The sequence below is a fragment of the Glaciecola sp. MF2-115 genome, assembly GCF_047250385.1.
Lineage (GTDB): Bacteria > Pseudomonadota > Gammaproteobacteria > Enterobacterales > Alteromonadaceae > Glaciecola.
This window is the reverse complement of record NZ_JBLBVM010000043.1, coordinates 30,907-51,984: the sequence shown is the minus strand read 5'-3', so window position 1 is coordinate 51,984 and position 21,078 is coordinate 30,907. Positions and strand designations below refer to the sequence as shown.

General features: G+C 42.5%; 20 protein-coding genes and 1 pseudogene. 5 read left to right on the top strand and 16 right to left on the bottom strand.

The features are described 5' to 3' along the window. Positions 1-47 precede the first annotated feature (47 nt). On the top strand, positions 48-1,544 hold the full coding sequence (locus tag ACKLNX_RS05200) for a peptide MFS transporter (RefSeq protein WP_412971506.1): 1,497 nt from the start codon (positions 48-50) through the stop codon (positions 1,542-1,544). Between the two features lie 188 nt (positions 1,545-1,732). Here the strand turns inward: ACKLNX_RS05200 and rfbB are convergent, their stop codons facing one another. Genes rfbB through rfbA form a run of 4 tightly spaced genes read right to left on the bottom strand, consistent with a single transcriptional unit; the run spans position 1,733 to position 5,108 of the window. Continuing rightward, entirely contained in the window at positions 1,733-2,791 is a 1,059-nt protein-coding gene (gene rfbB, locus ACKLNX_RS05195) for a dTDP-glucose 4,6-dehydratase (protein WP_412971505.1), read from the bottom strand. Between the two features lie 5 nt (positions 2,792-2,796). Further along, positions 2,797-3,669, bottom strand: coding sequence for a dTDP-4-dehydrorhamnose reductase (gene rfbD / locus ACKLNX_RS05190; protein ID WP_412971504.1), 873 nt, complete (start codon positions 3,667-3,669; stop codon positions 2,797-2,799). Positions 3,670-3,671: 2 nt separating this feature from the next. After that, positions 3,672-4,223 carry a dTDP-4-dehydrorhamnose 3,5-epimerase gene (rfbC, locus tag ACKLNX_RS05185; protein ID WP_412971503.1) on the bottom strand — a complete coding sequence of 184 codons (552 nt, stop codon included), beginning with the start codon at positions 4,221-4,223 and terminating at the stop codon, positions 3,672-3,674. A 3-nt stretch (positions 4,224-4,226) separates the two neighbouring features. After that, positions 4,227-5,108, bottom strand: a complete 882-nt coding sequence (gene rfbA / locus ACKLNX_RS05180) for a glucose-1-phosphate thymidylyltransferase RfbA (protein WP_412971502.1) — start codon at positions 5,106-5,108, stop codon at positions 4,227-4,229. A gap of 109 nt (positions 5,109-5,217) precedes the next feature. Here rfbA and ACKLNX_RS05175 point away from each other — a divergent pair, with 109 nt between their 5' ends. Both ACKLNX_RS05175 and galE read left to right on the top strand, forming a co-directional pair. Further along, positions 5,218-5,511, top strand: coding sequence for a DUF6170 family protein (locus ACKLNX_RS05175; RefSeq protein ID WP_412971501.1), 294 nt, complete (start codon positions 5,218-5,220; stop codon positions 5,509-5,511). Positions 5,512-5,649: 138 nt separating this feature from the next. After that, a pseudogene (gene galE / locus ACKLNX_RS05170) lies at positions 5,650-6,671 on the top strand (UDP-glucose 4-epimerase GalE). Positions 6,672-6,812: 141 nt separating this feature from the next. Here the strand turns inward: galE and ACKLNX_RS05165 are convergent. From ACKLNX_RS05165 to ccmA, 10 genes are all read right to left on the bottom strand, one after another. Next, positions 6,813-7,673, bottom strand: coding sequence for a VacJ family lipoprotein (locus ACKLNX_RS05165; protein ID WP_412971500.1), 861 nt, complete (start codon positions 7,671-7,673; stop codon positions 6,813-6,815). After that, entirely contained in the window at positions 7,670-9,016 is a 1,347-nt protein-coding gene (ccmI, locus tag ACKLNX_RS05160; protein WP_412971499.1) for a c-type cytochrome biogenesis protein CcmI, read from the bottom strand. The genes ACKLNX_RS05165 and ccmI overlap by 4 nt, the downstream gene beginning before the upstream one ends. Further along, a complete protein-coding gene (locus ACKLNX_RS05155) occupies positions 9,013-9,399 on the bottom strand; it encodes a cytochrome c-type biogenesis protein CcmH (RefSeq protein ID WP_412971554.1) in 387 nt (128 codons plus the stop codon). Before ACKLNX_RS05155 ends, ccmI begins: the two co-directional genes overlap by 4 nt. Positions 9,400-9,548: 149 nt before the next feature. Then, the gene (locus tag ACKLNX_RS05150) at positions 9,549-10,175 is read right to left on the bottom strand and encodes a redoxin family protein (protein ID WP_412971498.1); all 627 of its coding nucleotides are present in this window, start codon (positions 10,173-10,175) and stop codon (positions 9,549-9,551) included. Further along, entirely contained in the window at positions 10,172-12,208 is a 2,037-nt protein-coding gene (locus tag ACKLNX_RS05145) for a heme lyase CcmF/NrfE family subunit (RefSeq protein WP_412971497.1), read from the bottom strand. The genes ACKLNX_RS05150 and ACKLNX_RS05145 overlap by 4 nt, the downstream gene beginning before the upstream one ends. Then, a complete protein-coding gene (gene ccmE / locus ACKLNX_RS05140; RefSeq protein WP_412971496.1) occupies positions 12,208-12,678 on the bottom strand; it encodes a cytochrome c maturation protein CcmE in 471 nt (156 codons plus the stop codon). Before ccmE ends, ACKLNX_RS05145 begins: the two co-directional genes overlap by 1 nt. Beyond that, positions 12,662-12,946: a heme exporter protein CcmD gene (gene ccmD / locus ACKLNX_RS05135; RefSeq protein WP_412971495.1), complete on the bottom strand. Its 285-nt coding sequence runs from the start codon at positions 12,944-12,946 to the stop codon at positions 12,662-12,664. The genes ccmE and ccmD overlap by 17 nt, the downstream gene beginning before the upstream one ends. Positions 12,947-12,948: 2 nt before the next feature. Beyond that, entirely contained in the window at positions 12,949-13,746 is a 798-nt protein-coding gene (locus tag ACKLNX_RS05130; RefSeq protein WP_412971494.1) for a heme ABC transporter permease, read from the bottom strand. Then, positions 13,746-14,411: a heme exporter protein CcmB gene (gene ccmB / locus ACKLNX_RS05125; RefSeq protein ID WP_412971493.1), complete on the bottom strand. Its 666-nt coding sequence runs from the start codon at positions 14,409-14,411 to the stop codon at positions 13,746-13,748. The genes ACKLNX_RS05130 and ccmB overlap by 1 nt, the downstream gene beginning before the upstream one ends. Beyond that, positions 14,405-15,034, bottom strand: coding sequence for a cytochrome c biogenesis heme-transporting ATPase CcmA (gene ccmA, locus ACKLNX_RS05120; RefSeq protein ID WP_412971492.1), 630 nt, complete (start codon positions 15,032-15,034; stop codon positions 14,405-14,407). The genes ccmB and ccmA overlap by 7 nt, the downstream gene beginning before the upstream one ends. A 277-nt stretch (positions 15,035-15,311) precedes the next feature. On the opposite strand from ccmA, the gene ACKLNX_RS05115 reads away from it, so the two are divergent. Next, complete coding sequence (locus ACKLNX_RS05115; protein WP_412971491.1) at positions 15,312-17,786, top strand: flagellar hook-length control protein FliK; 2,475 nt, start codon at positions 15,312-15,314, stop codon at positions 17,784-17,786. Between the two features lie 12 nt (positions 17,787-17,798). Then, a complete protein-coding gene (locus ACKLNX_RS05110) occupies positions 17,799-18,107 on the top strand; it encodes an EscU/YscU/HrcU family type III secretion system export apparatus switch protein (protein ID WP_411692967.1) in 309 nt (102 codons plus the stop codon). Positions 18,108-18,229: 122 nt separating this feature from the next. Here the strand turns inward: ACKLNX_RS05110 and wecC are convergent, their stop codons facing one another. Then, positions 18,230-19,510 carry a UDP-N-acetyl-D-mannosamine dehydrogenase gene (gene wecC, locus ACKLNX_RS05105; protein ID WP_412971490.1) on the bottom strand — a complete coding sequence of 427 codons (1,281 nt, stop codon included), beginning with the start codon at positions 19,508-19,510 and terminating at the stop codon, positions 18,230-18,232. Then, the gene (gene wecB / locus ACKLNX_RS05100; protein WP_412971489.1) at positions 19,511-20,638 is read right to left on the bottom strand and encodes a non-hydrolyzing UDP-N-acetylglucosamine 2-epimerase; all 1,128 of its coding nucleotides are present in this window, start codon (positions 20,636-20,638) and stop codon (positions 19,511-19,513) included. It lies immediately after the preceding gene. Positions 20,639-21,078 lie beyond the last annotated feature (440 nt).

The window sequence follows — 21,078 nt, the reverse complement described above, 5'->3', positions numbered from 1 at the left end:
CCCCGACATACAGAAAAATAAAAACAAACTGTTTTCAAGGAATCATAATGACGATAGAAATACATAAGGATCGACGCTTTGTTGGTCATCCAATGGGCTTGCTTACTTTAGCAGGAACGGAAATGTGGGAACGCATGAGCTACTATGGTATGCGTGCCTTACTTGTTCTTTTCATGGTGCTTGCCGTCGAAGAAGGTGGATTAGGCTTAAGCGTGGCTACTGCATCAGCAATATATGGTCTATATACTGGGGCGGTTTACTTTTTTGGTTTACCCGGCGGTTGGATTGCTGACCGCTTAATTGGTGGTCAAAAAGCGGTCTTCTATGGTGGAATAGTGATCATGATTGGTCACATTATTTTGGCTATCCCTTCAGATTCAACATTCTTTATAGGTTTGATCTTTGTTGTACTAGGTACGGGTTTACTGAAACCTAACATCGGCGCAATGGTCGGCCAACTATATCCAGCAAAAGATGCGCGCCGTGATAGTGCCTACACTATCTATTATATGGGTATTAATATCGGCTCATTAATTGGCTACGGTGTATGTGGTTACTTACAGGTTAACATGGGCTACCACTGGGCCTTTGGTGCTGCAGCTGTTGGTATGGGTCTAGGTTTGATTCAATACAAACTCACCCTTCACTCTATCGCTGGTATTTCAGATAAGCCTGTTGTACCGCTAAGCCCAGCAAGTCAAAAACGTGCCTATGCTGCTATCGTTGCAGTATTACTTGGCTTAACAGCCTTAACCCTATTTGTTTTTATGGGTGTTTTGGTGTTTGACCCTGTTGTTGTTGCCCAACAAGTTGCATTTGCAATTACGGCAATCTTCTTAATTTACTTCGCTTATATCTTTTTTGCAGGCAACTTAGATGGTAACGAACAACGCCGAATGGGCGCTTTGTTCCTAATCTGTTTAGCTTCAACTTGTTTTTGGGCTGGCTTTGAACAGGCAGGTTCTTCGCTGAATCTATTTGGTCAAGACTACACTCAACGTATGATTGGCACGTTTGAGATCCCACCAGCGTGGTTCCAATCGGCTAACTCTATCTTCATCATCATTTTATCGCCTTTCTTTGCGTATATGTGGATGGCACTAGGTAAGCGCATGATTGAACCGAGCTACAGCGTGAAATGCGCAGTGGGTCTAATCATCATGGCATCTGGCTTCATCGTGATGTTCTTCGCAGCGCAATTAGCAGCTAGTGGTCTTAAAGTAGCACCATACTGGTTGGTAGCAACTTACTTTCTACACACAGTAGGTGAGCTATGGTTAAGCCCTGTTGCCTTGAGTGCGGTAAGTAAACTATCGCCTAAGCGCTTCTCAGGTCAAATGATGGGTGTGTTTGTATTAACGTATTCAATGGGTAGTATTATTGCTGGTATCTTTGCTGGTAAATTCGACCCAGAGCAAGTTGATCAAATGCCTGGTCTTTACCTGCAAATCACTTACTTCAGTGTGGCGATTGGTATTGTTCTATTATTGCTTTCGATGAAAACGCGTAAGTGGGAGAAACTGGCTGAGAAAGATCCAAGTTAAGACATATACTAGCTAAATTTAAAAAGGCGATTATTTAACTAATAATCGCCTTTTTTTTTGACTACTTATTATTACAACTTTTTCTGATTACAACTGTTTCTTAATTAATCTTTTTATTGTTTAAAATACCTGTTGTTTAAAAAACGACTATAGCAGTGGTGCTCATCAACTTTCATTTTTAAACTAGACTACAGTAATGGCCTCCACCAATCTTCGTTATTCAAATACCATTCAATCGTTTTCTCGATACCTGATTCAAAGGTTTCCGATGGCTTATAGCCTAATTCGGCATTCGATTTAGAAGGGTCAATAGCATAACGGCGATCATGTCCTGCTCTATCAGTCACGAATTCTATTAATTCTTCAGATGTACCGTTTATTGCATTTTTTGCCATAGGGAAACGAGCCTGCAAACTAGAGTCGTTGCTAAACACCTTGTTTAGTGACTTACATAAGAGTTTAACAATATCAATATTCGCCCATTCATTGTTGCCGCCAATATTGTAATTCTCACCCAGCCTTCCTTGTTGAAGCACTAGGTCGATGCCTTTGGCATGATCAGCAACGTAAAGCCAATCTCTAATTTGCTGTCCGTCACCGTAAACTGGCAGCGACTTGTCATGCAAAATATTCGTTAAGATCAGAGGGATGAGCTTTTCAGGAAAATGATAAGGGCCATAGTTATTAGAACAGTTACTTGTGGTGACATTTAAACCATATGTATGGTGATAAGCTCTAACTAGATGATCACTTGCCGCTTTGCTAGCTGAATAGGGCGAGTTAGGCGCATAAGCAGTGTCTTCATTGAATGCTGGGTCGTCAGCTTCAAGAGTGCCATATACTTCATCTGTACTCACATGATGAAAACGATGCCCTACTTTCCCGCCATCATCCAGCCATACTTTTTTAGCCGCTTTCAATAAGGAGTAAGTTCCAATGATGTTGGTTTCTATAAACTCATCAGGACCTGTGATAGAGCGGTCTACATGAGACTCCGCCGCAAAATGCACAATTGTGCAGATATCATGATTAACTAATAACTCTTCGACTAATGGTTGGTCGCATATGTTGCCGTGCACAAAAACAAAATTTTCAGTATCTTTTACTTCATTTAAGCTTTCGATATTGCCTGCGTATGTCAGTGCATCTAACACTACTACAAGGTCATTTGGATATTTTTCAATCCAATAATGAACAAAATTAGAACCTATAAAACCGGCTCCACCGGTTACAAGAAGTTTTTTCAATGTAATTAATCCTGTATTTTTTTATTTTTTAAAATAACTAATACTGCCTCTAGTGCATCTTCCCAGTAGGGGAGTTCCACAAAAGGCAGAGCTTTCTTAAAAGAGTCTTTTGACAATACACTGTAATGTGGTCGATTGGCTGGTGTTGGGTAATCTGCACTATTGATGGGCTTGATAGGTATACGCTTAGTCAATAAACCATGTTGTAATCCCAACCGCTGAATACTTTTTGCAAAATCGAACCAACTAGCAACACCTTCGTCAGTAACGTGATGAATACCGCTTAATCTATTTTGAATTGCAGATAAGCACGCACGAGCTAATGTATCAACTGATGTCGGACTGCCAATCTGATCGCTAATGATTGATAGCTCCTTCTTTTCTTCCATTAGTTTGAGCATAGAAGCAACAAAATTTCCGCCAAATTCTGAATACACCCAACTAGTTCGGAGAATACAGCTTCCCGTATAGCTAGATGCTTGAATAGCCTGCTCTCCTAGCATCTTCGTTTTTCCATAGACATTCACTGGGTCATATTTATCATTGGGAAGATACGGGCTTCCTTTATCTCCCTTAAATACATAGTCAGTTGAAACGTGAACAAATTGGATTTTACGGCTCTTACAATAGTCATTTAGTTTTTCAACTGCATTGACGTTTAGTGCAGTTGCTTTAGCCTCTTCACTTTCGGCTGTATCTACCGCCGTATACGCCGATGCGTTTATAACCGCTTTAGGTTTGAAAGTATCAAGCCTTTCAAATAAGTTAGCGGAATTTATATCTATATCTTCACGTCCAAGGCATATCGAATGGTCAGGTCCAGAGAGTTCCAAACACTTCTTCGCCAACTGACCATTTTTACCGATTATGATTAACATTTTTAACGGACCAAGGTCGGTGCTGCAGAAAACGCAAGGCCATCGATATCTTTTTGTGACAACGATGTATCAACTCCGTCTACGAAAGGCCATTTTATACTTAATTCGGGATCGTCATGCTTGATTGAGACTTCTGATTTTGGGTGGTAGTAATCCGTACACTTATAGTTAAAATCAGCAAACTCAGATATGACGTAAAAGCCATGAGCAAAACCCGCTGGCACCCAAAGTTGTCTTTTATTTTCAGCACTTAACTCAACACCAACGTGCTGGCCAAATGTATCTGAACCCAATCGAAGATCAACAGCGACGTCATAAACCACACCTTCAGTAACTCTGACTAATTTACCTTGAGTTTGAGTTAATTGATAATGTAGCCCGCGCAATATTCCTTGTTTGGAGCGACTCTGATTTTCTTGAACAAAAGTTACGTTTGCGCAATTTTCTCTAAACCAATCGTTGCGAAACGTTTCCATAAAAAAACCACGTGAATCACCAAAAACTGTAGGTTCAATAATTTTTACATCCGGTATAATTGTTTTTACAATTTTCATTCTCTAAATAACCTTTTCATCGGCTATTTTCGCTAAATAAGCTCCGTATCCACTTTTTATCAAAGGTTTAGCAAGTTCAGTTAACTGCGCCTTCGTTATAAAACCTTTTCGGTAAGCAATTTCTTCGGGACAACAGATCTTCAAACCTTGCCTCTTTTCAATCGCAGAGATAAAGTTAGTTGCATCGAGTAAACTGTCAATAGTACCAGTATCTAACCAAGCTGAGCCTCTTCCCATAAGCTGTACGCTTAGTTCACCCGCGTCTAAATACAAATTATTCAAGTCGGTTATTTCTAGCTCACCACGATGGCTTGGTTTAACTTTCTTGGCCAATTCAACAACACTATTGTCGTAAAAATACAAACCTGTAACAGCATAGTTTGATTTTGCTTTTTTCGGTTTCTCCTCTATCGAAACAGCCTTCCAATTATCATCAAAGTCAACTACACCATATCTCTCTGGATCGCTTACGTGATAACCAAAAACAGTCGCCCCTGTTGTTTGTTTCGATGATTCCACCAAGGATTTTTGCAAGTCATGACCATAGAAAATATTGTCACCCAAAATAAGCGTTACGCTATCTTCACCAATAAACTTTTCACCTAAAATAAAAGCTTGAGCCAAACCATCCGGTGACGGTTGAACCGCATACTCGAGGTTTATACCCCACTTTGACCCATCGCCGAGTAATTCTTTGAATCGCTCAGATTCTTCAGGCGTAGTAATGATAAGAATCTCAGAAATACCTGCCACCATCAAAGTTGACAGCGGATAATAGATCATCGGCTTATCATAAATAGGTAGAAGTTGTTTACTTACTACCTGAGTTAACGGATGTAATCTAGACCCTGCTCCACCGGCAAGGATAATTCCCTTTCTAGCCATTTGTATTCTCGTTTTGTTTAACAATATCAGGTATATTGTACTCTAATATGCACTTTGTTAGAACGCAGTTTTTTAGGAAATTTGAACAAGTTATTTTAGAGAGATAAATTTGAAAATCTACACCTCAACAAAAAACATCCCCGCCCTCGCCGATAAGCCGTTAACAGAGCGCATGGCTATGTTAGAAGAAGCTGCAAAAAAAATGTCTGTGCCAGAAAAAACACTTTTAAACGTGCTGAAGTTATTCGTGATCGTGCCGGTATTTGCATTGATTTTGCAGGTAGCAGATAATTGGTTCTCTTTGGTTTGGGCGGCATTAATTTTACTTTTGTATCCACTTTTGGTGAAGCCGATACAATATTCTTTAAGTGCGAAATACCTAAGCGTTGAAAAAAACACCTAATCTTAGTTAGCAATTTGCTATAAAACGACGATAGCAGTCTATTAGCCTTATAGCATGATTGAAAATCTAGCGATGTAACGCATTGAAAGACCTCAATTAAAACGATTAATGGCACATCACTCGAAAGGAGCCTTTAACTTGAAAACAATACTTGTCACTGGTGGCACTGGCTACATAGGCAGCCACACAGTTCTTCAACTGCTTGAAGCTGACTTCAACGTGATTATCTTGGATAATTTTTCAAACTCTTCTGAAGAAAGCCTAAGACGTGTTGAGAAAATTACGGGTAAAGAAGCAGTACTGTACGAAGGTGATATAAGAGATACAGATTTACTCAACAAGATTTTCAGCGATCACAGTATCGACGGTGTTATTCACTTTGCAGGCTTAAAAGCAGTAGGCGAATCAGTTGAAAAACCATTGATGTATTATGAAAATAATATGTATGGCACGCTAAACTTGTGTAAAGCAATGCAAGCTAATGGTGTAACTAACATTGTTTTTAGCTCATCCGCGACTGTTTATGGCGACCCAACTGAACTGCCATTGCACGAGAATTTACCCACTGGAATGCCAACGAATCCTTATGGCCAATCAAAATTAATGGTTGAGCTAATGCTGTCTGACTTATACAAAGCTGATAACAATTGGAACATCGTTCTGTTACGTTATTTCAACCCTGCTGGCGCTCACCCAAGTGGTTTAATTGGCGAAGATCCGAATGGTATTCCGAATAACTTAATGCCATTTATAACGCAAGTGGCTACTAAGAAACGCGAGTACTTAGTGTATTCGGTGACGACTATGACACCGTTGATGGCACTGGTGTGCGTGACTATATCCACGTTGATGATTTGGCGAATGGCCATTTGAAAGCATTGGCAAAGTTAGAAGAAAAAGCTGGTTTAGTGACATACAACTTAGGCACGGGACAAGGCTATAGTGTACTTGAAATGGTATCTATGTTTGAACAAGCTTCAGGTCAAAAAGTGCCATATAAAATTGCTCCGCGAAGAAGTGGTGATGTTGCAGCCTGTTACGCTGATCCTAAGCTAGCCTCAGAAGCTTTAGGCTGGAAGGCTGAGAAAGGCTTGAAAGAGATGTGTGAAGACTCCTGGCGTTGGCAGGCGAATAATCCGGATGGTTATAAAGCCGGATAAGGTTAAGAATGAAAGGTAGCGCCATTTTCTTAATTTGAGAATGGCGTTTAAGCTCTAATAATTGTTCCTCAGGGCATAAAAAAAGACCCAATTCACTCTATAAAAAATGAAATGAGTCCTTCTGTGTCGCTGTTGTTTTAGCTACATATCCTTCAACAAATCCTCGAAGTTCGAAAAATCATCCTGCTCGGCCTCAATTTCTTCTTCGGTTTTTGCCTTTACTTTACCGTCACTAACTTTAAACGCTAAACGTTGGAAATAAGCATCACGCACAAACAAATACTGATCTAAAGAACGGTTTAGGTTCTCTTCTTGATCCAGTAATGAAGCTCTAGCTTCAACCACTTTCACTACGTTAGAGGCAATGACGTAAGGGTCTTCGAGAATAGTCATAGGCCAGTAAACATTATCAACCACGCGACCTGTAAGGCTTCTAAAGTCACTTGGACCTAAGGCCGGTAACATAAGGTAGGGTCCAGTTCCCACGCCCCAAACACCTAACACTTCACCAAAATCTTCTTCTTTGACTTCCATGCCCATTTTTGAAGCGACATCAAATAAACCGACAATACCCACGGTGCTGTTCACCAAAAAGCGTCCAACGCTTGTTAATGAATCGACGGGCTTTCCTTGGAGTAAGTTGTTCACCGCACTGGCTGGCTCACTGAGGTTTTCAGAGGCGTTCAGTAAACCTGTTCTTACGAATTTAGGCGTTACCGTAATATAGGCAACTGTAACTGGTTTCACTAAGAAGCGATCTAGTACTTCGTAGTTAAAATCCCAGAAAACACGGTTAATGGGTTCGAATGGGTCGACATTGTGTTCTTTTACATCTTGTTTGCTAGCCCCAGCGGTATCAGCTCCAGCGGTATCAGCATCAGCGATCTCAACCGTAGTTTCGTGCTGATTTGATAACGCTTCTTTCTCGTCATGTGACTGGTTGGCGCAGCCGCCTAATCCTATGGCTAGCAATAACGCAACTATTCTAAACTGATTGATCACTTCACTTCCTCATTAATGGATAAACTGACAGACTGGATGCTGTCATTCACTTTCACCTGCGCGAGACTACCTTGTAACTCGCCGGCGCTAGTCATAACGTCTTCGTCGAACGATATACGCGCTGTTATGCTAACTAGTTCAGCATTTTTCAACGACAAACTGGGCATCATTGCATCTTTAGGACTTAATCTTATAGATACTGGGAACTCCGGTAAGGCAATTTTTTTAACTGCTAAGGGCACACGGCTGCCGGATACTGCGTCTTGCGCGAATACTATCAGAAAACCGCTTGTTGGTACTTTATTAATTAATGCATCTGCAATCGATATTGTAATGTCAAAACCGCGTACTTCGCTGCTATCACTGGCCGTTCCTTTTGTATCATTCGATTCTGATGGCACTGAAACGGTTGCGTTGGAAGGTGCGGCATTATCTTGGCCATTCAAGGCTAACAAGTCCTCTGAAGCTCCCATTGCTCTTAACTGCCCAACTAGAGACTGATACAAAGAACTATTAGCAGAGAGTTGGTCTTTGATCATAGCGAAGTTTGTAAAGGCTGTTTCGCTATCGTTTAATTGCGCTGCAACAACGGTAAGCAATAAACGATAATTTCGATTGTCTGGCGCAATTTGTACTAGGTAACCTACTTGCCTCTTTGCGTTTTGCAGGTTTTCTTCATCTCCAACCATCATCAAAGCTTGCGCGTACTTCATGCGAATATCTTCGGATTCTGGACTAATATCTAAGGCCTTGTTAAATGCGCTTACGGCTTCTTCAGTTTGGCCTAAAGACATTCTCAAACGTCCTAACCATTGCCAGCCAGTTGCATCATTTGGATTTTTGCGAAGCTGCTGGCGAATGACTAATGCGTATTTATTGAACTCTTCTGGCTGAACGTCATTCGCTGGTTGAACTAAGATGCGCTGGCTGAGTTCATCGATATTGTTCGTAGCATCAACTAAATCTTCTAAACCAGAAAGCTGATTTGCATCGAAATACACCCAAACAGCCGCAATAATGGCAGGAATTGCCCCGATGATTAAAGGTAGCTTGGCTGACTTAGCTGATAGGCTTGCATTAATGGCTTCTTTCTCTCGTATTTCATGAAAGGCTGATTCTTCGACTAGTGCCACTTTCATTTCATTAATGGCAGTTTGCATTTCATCGGGATCAATTAAGCCTTCAGATGCCTCTCTTTCAATTTCTTCGATACGCTGTTTAATAACGTTGGTGTTGGAAACCTCAAAACGCTTTTTGGCATTTCTATCTTTCATCCAAGGATAAACGATGAAACCAAGCGCAACAGCCGCGAATAAGGCTGCATATAAATAAAAACTAATCACTCGTCATCCTTTAACAATTTATTGGCGGCGGCTAATTTAGCCTCTGTATCTTCAACTGGCTTGTCTTTACGACGCTTTAAAAACACGCCCATCATGACTATTGCAAAGAGGATGGGTAATGCCCAAAGCCAGACGGTAACTGGCGTCACTGGCGGTTGATAATGAACAAAATCGCCGTAGCGTGCTTTCATGTAGTCAATGACTTCTTGCTCTGAGCTGCCTTGTTGCATTAGCTGATACACTTTACGGCGCATGTCATGAGCAATCATAGCGTCCGAATCGGCAATGTTTTGATTTTGACACATAGGGCAGCGCAATTCAGCGGTGAGCTTTAAGAAGGTTTTTCTGTCTTTTGCTTTATCAAAGGTATAGTTCTCACCCATTTTTTGAGCTTCAGATGTTTTTTCAAAAGCCGCTTTGTTTGCTTCACTCTGTTCGCTACTTTCATCGTTGTTTTGCGCAACAACAATTGAGCTAAATCCAATAAGAAGTGCCAGTGTAAAAAAAAGCGATACATTTATCGAAGCGATTCTCATTGCACGCCACCTTCTGCGATTGCAGACTCGTTAGACGTCATCGCTGACGCCGATTCTAATCCAATTTCCGCTAAGACTGGCGCGAACTTATTCTTCCAAACGCGAGGGTTTAAATCGCCTAAATGGTGCACACGAATAACGCCATTCTGATCAACAAGGAAAGTTTCTGGCGCGCCGGTTACCCCTAAATCTAGTGAGGTATCACGATACACGTCAAAAATATTAAAGGCGTATGGATCGCCGAATTTACTCAAGGTTGAAACAACTTCAGTGCGCACTCGTTCGATGGTTTTCGTGCCAAAATCTGGGTCTAAGTCTTGATCATAGTACAGACCCACGATGCGATAACCTTGGTCTTTGAGGCTCTCTAAGTAGGGTAGCTCTATTGCACAAGTAACGCACCAAACACCCCACACATTAACCAAAGTCACCTTGCCTTCAAATACAGAATTGTCATACATGACTGACTCATCCATAAGATCGGGTAATTTAAATTGTGGAAACGATTTTTCTATTGCAGTTGAATCGCGCTCTCTCGGGTCTGAGAACAAACCCTGAAATAAGAAAATGGTTAAACCTAAGAACAAAACTAAAGGCAGCACAAACCAGGTCAAACGTTTCATGAACCGTGCTCTCCTGTTAATTTAGTAGCAACAGCAGATGGTGCGTCTTTACCCAAGCTAGATTCATTTGGCTCAAGGTTTTTCCATTTCGCCATTTTCTTAATTCTGTAGCGCTTGTCGCTGATCGATAATATACCGCCTATGCACATTATCACTGCCCCGCCCCAAATCCAGACAACAAAGGGCTTATAGTATAAACGCACTGCCCATGCGCCATTCGAAAGTGGCTCGCCTAAAGCAACGAATAAATCTCGGGTAAGCGTTGTGTGAATACCCGCTTCGGTCATAGACATACGTTGAACAGGATAAAAGCGTTTTTCAGGTTCAAGGTGATTCACAAATTCATCATTTTTATATACGTCAAAAATGCCGCGCTCTGCACTGTAGTTAGGGCCATCAATCTCTTTAACACCCGTAAATTTAACGGTATAATCTGCGATTGATACGGTATCTCCTGCATTCATGCGCACATCACGTTCAACTTCGTAATTACTTACTAAGGTGATACCAATGAGTGTGACTGCAAATCCTACATGCCCAAGCACCATTCCCCAATGACTAGGTGTCAGTTTGCGTAGCGATGCTAGAACAGGCTCTGAACGCGTATTCGAAACAACACGTTGGCGCACTTCCAACACTGTCGCTATCAAAATCCACATACTCATCACCATACCAAGCATGCCCATGTAAGTAGCTTCGTCGTAAGTGAAGTTAAGAAGTACACCTGCGGAAACAGCCAACACTGCGCCTATTAGCAATTGATTACGCAAGGCACTTGGCGCCTGCTTCTTCCAACGCGATAAGGGACCTATCGCCATGAATAAGACAAAAGGAACAATCAGCAAAGTAAACATTTGATTGAAGAATGGTGCACCAATTGAGATGGTTCCCATACCGAGTTCTTTGTGCACGAGGGGTAACAATGTGCCAAGGAGAACAACGATTGTCGCCGCACACAGCAACACGTTATTGCCCATTAGCATCATCTCACGTGAGAACATTTCATAACGTCCGACACTTTTGAGTTGTGATGCACGTAGCGCATAAAGCAATAGTGAGCCGCCAATGACGATCACTAGCAAGCCTAAGATGAATAAGCCGCGTGATGGGTCGCTAGCAAAGGAATGCACCGATACCAGCACACCAGAGCGCACTAAGAAAGTACCTAGTAAGCTTAGAGAAAATGCAGAAATGGCTAATAGTACTGTCCACGACTTAAACACTTTACGTTTTTCAGTCACTGCTAAGCTGTGCATTAATGCAGTGCCCACTAACCATGGCATGAAGGATGCGTTTTCAACTGGATCCCAGAACCACCAGCCGCCCCAACCAAGCTCGTAATATGCCCACCAACTACCAAGTGCGATACCGATAGTGAGGAAGCTCCAAGCAGCGATAGTCCAAGGGCGTGACCATCTTGCCCAGGTCGAGTCTAGCTGACCACCGATCAAGGCCGCAATTGCGAAAGCAAAAGCGACAGAAAAACCCACGTAGCCCATGTAGAGCATTGGCGGATGAATGATCATGCCGAAGTCTTGCAGCAATGGATTCAAGTCTCGTCCATCGACTGGGAAGAATGGTAGAAGGCTATCGAATGGATTCGATGTTAACAGCATGAATAAGTAAAAACCGATACTCACCATGCCTAAAACTGAGAGCACCCGCGCAATCATCGCTTGCGGTATGCCTTTCGAAAACAAGGCGACGGCACAAGTCCACACAGCAAATATCAAACACCACAAAAGGAAGCTGCCTTCATGGCCGCCCCACACAGCAGTGATTTTATAATAAATAGGCAATGCACTATTGGAGTTTTGTGCAACGTATTGCACGCTAAAATCATCCACTGCGAACGAATAGGTTAAGCAGCCGTAAGCAAAAGCAGTAAATAGGAATAAACCAAACGCTAATGGGCGTCCCATTCGCATCATCGTTTGGTTGTGAATGTGTGCTCCCCATAAGGGATAAACAGCGAGTAAAATGGAAAGTGCTAATGCAATGATTAGCGCGATATTACCTAACTCTGGGATCATCAGTAATTAGCCTGCTCAGGTTTAACGTGTTTAATGCCTTTAAGCTGCTCCGCTAGTTCTGGCGGCATATATTCTTCATCATGCTTCGCCAATACTTCATGGGCAACAATGAGGTTACCTTCTTGTAAAACGCCAGTAGCAACAATGCCCTGCCCTTCACGAAATAGATCGGGCAAGCTACCGTTAAATTGCACAGTAACGATTGGACCCGTATCCATTAAATCAAAGCTAACAGCCAATGTTTCTTCATCGCGGGAAACCGAACCCGGCACGACCAAACCACCAATTCTCAAACGTTGACCAATAACGGGCTTCTGTCCCGTTTTAGCCTTACCTTCTATGATTTCTGTCGGCGTATAAAATACATCTATTGAATCTTGCAATGCATATAGCATAAAGCCAACTGCTGCGACGAGTAATATACCAATGCTTGTAACTGCGACCAAACGCTGCTTACGTCTTGGGTTCATTGCTTACCTCTGGGTTCTCTAATTTGCTTGAATCTTGTGCTTTCAGCTTTTCTTGCTGCTTTAGTTTTCGAGCCGCTCGTGCCGCCATTATTCGCTGAGCTCGCGCTTTCTCTTTTTGTACGCCTTGTTTAATTTTTTTGCTCACAAACATACTTTGAATTAATAGCGCGGCCATACAAACGAATGTGCAGATAAATGAGGCCCATACGAAGAATGCATAGCCGCCCATATTGAAAAAATCACTCATGCTTTCAAACTGGAAAATCACTACTATTTCCCTCCCAATTTTGAGCTGTCTTTTTCTGAGTTGTCTGTCTCTGAGGAATCAAGCTCTAAGCCACCAAACTTCTCGGCAACCCACGGACGATGTAAATCGCGTAATATAATTTCGTTCTTCATACGAATAATGGTTGTCCAGCCAATAAAGGCTGCAAAGCCTAGAATACAAATTAACAATGGCCACAACATTTCTGGTGCAATGGAAGGTTTACCAATTTTCGTGATAGTCGCACCTTGATGCAAGGTGTTCCACCATTCGACCGAGTAATGAATAATAGGAATATTAATCACACCGACCATAGCCATGACACCCGCCGCTTTACCTGCCTGCTGTTTGTCTTCAAACGCGGTGTAAAGAGAAATAACACCAAGATAAAGAAATAACAAAATGAGTTGGGAAGTAAGTCGCGCATCCCATATCCACCATGTTCCCCACATGGGTTTGCCCCAAAAAGAACCTGTGAACAAGGAAATAAAGGTCATCACCGCACCTACTGGCGCGATGGCGATCATAAACATAAATGCCGTGCGCCACTGCCAAACGATGCCAACCAATGCACCAATTGCCATAGCTACATAGGCACCCATCGCAAGAATGGCACTGGGTACATGTATGTAGATGATTCGGAATGAATCGCCCTGTTGATAATCTGAGGGTGCGTAGCCCAAGCCCCAAATGATGCCAACAATCAGGCTAACAATAGCGACACCGGCGAACCAGCTTTGCAATACATCACAAAGCCAATAGGCTTTCTCAGGTTTTGCGAATGAGTTAATCCACTTCCACATTAATTTTGACTCACTTTTAATGAATATGCGATTGCCATTGGAGACAAGGCCACTGAAAACAGGAGTAGTGCCGCGATAATAGCAAGTTGCGGATGATAAGGTAATAACATTGATGCCGATTCTATGGCTGAAGTGGCAAAAATTAGTAACGGGATGAAAATCGGAATTAATAACAAAGCTAAAAGCACGCCACCTCTGTGCAAACCGACTGTCAGCGCAACACCAATAGCGCCCACAAAGCTAATCAAAGGCGTACCTAAGAGCAAGGTCAGCATAAGCGCTACGTACATATCGAAGGTGAGATTTAAGAACAATGCGAGCAGCGGCGAAATCAGAAACAAAGGCACAATATGCATTAGCCAGTGAGTGAGCACTTTCACCACGACAATCATGTAAAGAGGCGTTGGCGACAGAATATATTGCTCTAAACTGCCATCCGCAAAGTCATCTCGAAACATTCTTTCCATGCCTAGCAAAAGTGACAATATCGCGGCCACCCAAACCACACCGCCACCAATCCTTTGCAGAGTTTCTGGGCTGGGTCCAATGGCGAGTGGGAATAAAGTAATGACTAGCACGAAGAACATTAATGGTTGCATCAACTCAGCGCGTTGGCGATAGGCTAAGGCTAAGTCTTTTAGGAATACTGACTTCAAGGCTACCATGAATACTCCAAATGTAAGTTCGTCATGGGATAATCAATATTCAACGCTTGATGGGAGGTCATGATAATTGCACCGCCGCTCGTCAAGAACGACGCCATTTTGTTTTCAAGCTCGGATATGAGATGCACGTCCAAAGCCGTAAAGGGCTCATCAAGTACCCATAGCTTTGCATCACTTTTCAGCCATAGCTTCGCCAATGACACCCGGCGCTGCTGACCTGCAGAGAGGTTTTTCAAGGCAATATCTTCTAAGCCTGTTAAACCTAATTCAGCTAGGATTGAATGAATCGACGTTTGGTCTGCCTCAACACCATGCTGTTGGCACCAAAATCGTAAGTTTTCGGTCGCCGTTAGGAGTTGACTAATACCTTGCTTATGCCCGAAATAAAGCAAACTTTCAGAGGCGAAAGGGAGTTCTTTTTGAACATCGTGCCCGTTAATTTCAATATGACCAGATGATGGCGAACTCAAACCCACGAGTATTCTCAGTAAGCTTGTTTTACCCGCGCCATTTTCGCCTGTGACATAAAGCAATTGGCCTGGGTGAAGTTCAATATTGATATCGGAAAACAACTGGCGGTCACTTTTTTCGCAGGCCACTTGTTGCGCGGACAAAACACTCAAATAGGGATACTCAAATTTAGTTAATTATCAACGGGATATTACCATAGAATTTCACATTATTGCTGCTCGTTTGTGAATAAAAAACCTCCCATCATCTTTAATGCGAAGGCACCATCGTCTTTACTGCGAAGCCTCCACCGTATTTACTGCGAAGCCTTCACCGTCGTTACTGCGAAGGCAGTAATCTCCAACCATTCCCTCCAAAACTAAACTTACCTCAAAAAATACACTCAAACAAAGCATTGCTTTTTCAAAGGCTCTGCCGATAATTAGATATATGGCTGAAATTACTACTGTAACGCTTAATCAACTAAGTTCACTGACTCGAGGGTCAGAGGTTACTGCTGTAAAAAATAATACCAGCGCGAACACGCCACAACCACTAAATAATGTGGCCGCAAGCGTTGTTGTAAGTCAGGTGAATAGCAAAACAGTCACCTTGACGAACCCTCAAAATAAGCAATCTGTAGAACTCCCTGCGAGTGCACTGCGTAATTTAGGCAATGTGAAAACTGGTCAATCGTTCGAGCTCGTCGGCATTCCAAATAAACCGAACACTTACGCATTAATACCCTTAGCACTATCCAACAGGCCAAGTGCAGCGCTAAGCAGTCAATCTCAAGTTCTAGCGAACACCAAAGTAAACGTGAATGACAACCAATTGAACTCACTGGTAAGTAAAGCAACTGCCGCAGGTGAAGTTAGCTTCAGTGGCAAACCCATTATTAATGTCTCTGGGCGAATTACCGCAATTTCTGCGAATCAAGTTTCTGTTAGTTTTACTTTGCCGGGTTCTAACCTGCCGCCACAGCAAGCGCAAATCACCTTAAGTAAAGCTCAAGCGAGCGCCTTAAATATCAATACAAAGGTAAACATAGCGATAGATGTGAGTGATAAGCAAGCCAAGATTGTTTCCTTGAGCAAAACCAATGCTCAAGGTCAAAACATCGCCAGCTCTACCATCCAGTTTAGTGCACAATTAAGTCAGTTAAATAACGCTGCATTGCCGCCCAAGTTAATCAGTTCAGTTATTTTGCAGCAGCTTGCAGCTAATCAACAGTTAGCGGGTAATTTGCAAGGGACTCAGGTGAATATCCAAGCTAATGCTTCAGCCAAGAATACCGTACCCAACTTAACGCAAGCGATCATTCCGCTAACAGATGCAAAGTTAGCAGAACTGCCAAAAACATTGGTTGCTTCATTGCAAGCTGCTCTAGCTAAAGTGAATACAACAGGGGCGTCTCAAGTTGCATTAGTCATTGAGAGTGTGGGCAACAATAATTCTTTGAAGTTATCCGTTGTGGGAAATCTCAATAAATCATCGGTTGAATTGAATACGAGTCAGGTGCGTGCACTAATTGCGAAGGTTGATCTAAAGCAGAGTTCAGATACAGCGGCGCCTGATCGAGCACAATTAACAGGTGCTCAAGCAAGAGGAGCGCAATTAACAGGTGCTCAAGCAAGAGGAGCGCAAAATACGCTAACTCAAACAGCAAACAATCAAGCCATTAGCGACGCTGCTGCAAAGGTAAGTAATTCTCCCGCTACTCGAGCGAATATTGCAGATGCGGTCTCCACAAATATTGCCAAACAAGGCTTTATCGCCAGTCGTGCTGAATTAATTGCACAACAAGTGGGTAATTTAGTTGCCAAAGATTCAGTAACAAACCCGAATACAGTGGGTGCAAATCCTAGCTCAGTGGCAGCAAGTGAGCAACAAAGTATTCAAAACTTTAAAACGAATGCGCTTCTAGAGCAACTGACTAAATTCATTAGTACATCATCAGAAGCTAACGCAGCTGGTAATGCCAAACTGAATCTTGATGCTTTAAAGAATCAAGTACAGGCGCTAATTAAACAAACTTCGAGCCAAACGGCCACGCAAACTCAGACCCTAACTAATATATTGAATGCCTTGAGTAATGAAGGCGACATTGAAGCGCTTGGCAACGAGACACAAACCTTATTGAGGAATATACGAGAACTACTACCTGCGGCAACAACACCGACAGCGCCCATCGATGCGAGAAGCATTCAGCAACTTATAGGAGCGCCATTAAACAACGCGCCGATTAACGCATTGTCACCGACTGCGGCGAGTGGTTTTTTATCTGGCTTAGTGACGCTGTTGCAAGTGAGTTTGGCTACGCAACTTCAGCGACAGTCGAATAAGCAGGCGAGTAAACTGCAGGATCAGATACCCGATGTTATCAAGAGCGTGGTGCCCGGCATTCAAAAAACCACAAGCTCCAAACTCATGCAGGACTTCAGGCAGTTTGATGCAAAACATACGCTGTCTGCTGAAGTGGCAAAAATGTTATTTAGTCACCAACATCATAAACTCAAAAGTATCGAATCTTCCTTGCAGGGACAAGACCAACTCTACTATGCGCTTCCTAACACCTTCAGCAAAAATGCGGATGATATTGAGTTATTGGTGAAGCGAGAAACAAGGGAAAACGAGAGTAAGCCAAATGAAGCAGGCGTTTCGTCATGGTATTTAACAATGAAGTTAGACGTGGGCCCTTTAGGTCAAATGTTAGCAAAAACTCAGTTAACGGAAGATGAAATTAAGTTGCAGTTGTATACGTCCACTACTGAGCTAAGAAACAAAGCCTTAGACATGCTGCCTTTCTTGCAGCGCCGACTATCAGCTTTAGGTATCAATTTAACAGATAAATCCTGTCAGCTCGGTAAAATCCCCAAGCAACTCAAAAGCGAACACTATCAAGTGTTCGAAACTCAAGTATAGGGAAATATTGACATGAGCGATGATATTAAAAAGGCCGTTGGCCTAAAATACAATACGGCTGAGAACGATTCCCCTACGGTGATTGCTAAGGGCTTTGGTGATTTAGCTGATGAGATTGTAGCCCTAGCAAAAGAAAGCGGTGTCATGATCCATGAGGACCCTTATCTAAGTGACTTGTTAGCCAGAATGGATTTAGGCCAAGAAATTCCTGAGCAGCTTTACCATGTTATTGCGGAGTTGATTGCTTTTTCATACGTGTTACAGGGCAAATTTCCTGACTCGTGGTCGAATGTGCATAATAAGGTGGATTTTAAGGAGTAGTCACAAGGGTCAGTTGTGACTGCTGACTTAAGCTTTCTTATTGCGTCTATAGCACATTACTAATAGACCAAAAAAGCCAGATAAATCAATTCACTAAGTCAAGCGTAATGCATGCAACGAATTTAGTTTGCCGGTGTGTACCCTTCCCAAACCCCTTTTGTATCAATAATTTTTCCATTCGGTTTCGCGATACTCTTGAATTCTTTATGATCGACCAGCATCACGTGAATATCAGCATCTTGCAATGCTGTATCGAGTGAGACTAGGTTTATGCCATCAAGCTTTGTATCTAAACTGATATTTGGTTCAACGCATACACAATTAATATCACCCAAAGTCGAAATCAATTTCGCAATCGTTAATGAGGGGCTCTCTCTTAAATCATCAATATCAGGTTTAAATGCCAAACCATAGCAAGCAATAGTGACTTTGGACTTCGCCGCAGCGACATTTTCAAGCAGCATTTCACCCGCAGCTTGCTTCACTTTCTGAACCACCCACTTTGGCTTGCTGTCATTAATTTCACGCGCAGATTTAATTAATCTTGCCGTTACGGGCGATTTGCTCACAATGAACCAAGGATCAACAGCGATACAGTGCCCGCCAACACCTGGGCCGGGTTGCAATATATTTACACGAGGATGCAGATTAGCTAGGGAGATTAACTCCCACACATTAATACCAGCTTCGTCACAAATCATCGATAATTCATTAGCAAACGCGATGCTCACGTCTCTTGAAGCGTTCTCGGTTAGCTTCGCCATTTCAGCTGTTCTAGCATTAGTAATAATGCAATCCCCTTTCACAAAGGTCTTGTACAACTCGACTGCACGCTTTGAACAGGTTGGCGTGATACCACCGATAACTCTATCGTTAGAAACTAGCTCTTCGATTACTTTTCCTGGTAGCACACGTTCAGGACAATGAGCGACATTCACATCAGCAGTTTCGTCACCGTGTTTTGGAAAAGTCAGCTCAGGTCGCAACTCTGCTAGCCATTCCGTTACTTTTTCTGTTGCGCCTACAGGGGAAGTTGATTCCAGAATTACCAAGTCACCTTTCTTCAATACAGGTGCAATAGCTAAACAAGCTTTCATGATGTAACTAACATCAGGAACTGGAACGGAGGAGTCTGTTTTTAAGAAAGGTGTAGGAACGGCGATTAAGAAAGCATCCGCAGCTTGAGGCTCTGTAAATGCGATAAGTTTACCGTCACTGACCGCTTTAGAAACAATCTCTCCTAACCCGGGTTCCACTATGTGGATTTCACCGCGATTTATTGTATCAACAGCATGCTGATTAACATCTACGCCAATGACCTTTTTTCCGCTCGCTGCGAACATGGCAGCTGTGGGTAAGCCGATATAACCCAGACCAATGACAGATATTGTTTCAAATGACATTTACTTTGCTTCCTTCAATAATTGTTCCGCGATTCTTTTGCATGCTTGCCCATCACCATATGGATTATGAGCAATACTCATTTCTTTGTAAGCTTTTTCGTCAGTTAATAGGCGTTCTAATTCACTGTAAATCTTATTCGCATCCGTACCCACTAACTTTACAGTACCAGCCGATACTGCTTCAGGGCGTTCGGTTGTATCCCGCATTACCAATACTGGTTTACCCAGTGATGGCGCTTCTTCTTGAATACCACCTGAGTCAGTTAAGATAATGTTACTGCGATCCATCAGATACACAAACTCTAAGTATTGTTGTGGGTCGATTAATTTGATGTTGCTTATACCAGATAACAACCTATTGACCGGCTCAGAAACTGCGGGGTTTAAGTGTACTGGGTATAAAATTTCTACGTCGTCATGATCAGTCGCTACTTTCGCCAAGGCTTTACAAATATTCTCAAAGCCATCACCGAAGTTTTCTCGTCTGTGACCTGTAACCAGGATAAGTTTCTTTGAATCATCTAAAAACGCAAACTTCTTCGCCATCTCAGTTTGTAACTCAAGGTCATTTTTGAGTTTCTCTCGAACTAATAAGAGAGCATCAATTACCGTATTACCTGTAACCGTAATCGCATCTTTGCTGAAGTTTTCACGCAACAAGTTAGCTTCTGATTCTTTAGTGGGTGCGAAATGATATGTGGTTATTGCACCAGTGAGTTTTCTGTTAGCCTCTTCAGGCCAAGGTGAATAAATATTGCCTGTTCGCAAGCCGGCTTCAACATGACCTACAGCAATCTGTTCATAGTACGCTGCCAAACTTGTCGCAAATGTAGTAGCGGTATCGCCATGAACAAGCACAACATCAGGTTTGAATTCGGTAAGCACTGGTTTTAATTGTACCAATATCTTTGCAGTAACATCGTTTAAAGTCTGCTTGTGCTTCATTAGGTCCAGGTCGTAGTCGGGATGAATATCAAACAACTCAAGCACTTGATCGAGCATTTCTCTATGCTGGGCCGTAACACATACCTTTAAATCGAAGTTGGGATCGGCTTCTAGGTATTTGACCAAAGGCGCCATTTTAATGGCCTCAGGTCGAGTACCAAATACACAAAGAACTTTTTTCATGGATGCATACTTCCCTATCACAAACAGACATTTTCAATAATGGAAGCAAATCCTACTTAAAACCACGATATATGTCACATTTATTTGGTCTGATGATTCAGACTGTAAACTATAAACTGATACCTTATGTGTTTAATTGGGAGATGACTGCCTTCGCAGACATGACGGGTATGTTGACCTGATGGGAATGACTAGTGGGAGATGACTGCCTTCGCAGTCATGACGGGTATGTTGACCTGATGGGAATGACTAGTGGGAGATGACTGCCTTCGCAGACATGACGTCGGGTTGTAGTCATGACGTAGAGTTGCAGTTATGACGGGGGGTTGTAGTTATGACGGGGGGTTTTAGTTATAACGTGGCGTTGCGGTCATGCCGGGAGATTAATGAGTCTGGAAGAAAGCAAAAAAAATGGCTGAACAAGTCAGCCATTAAATACC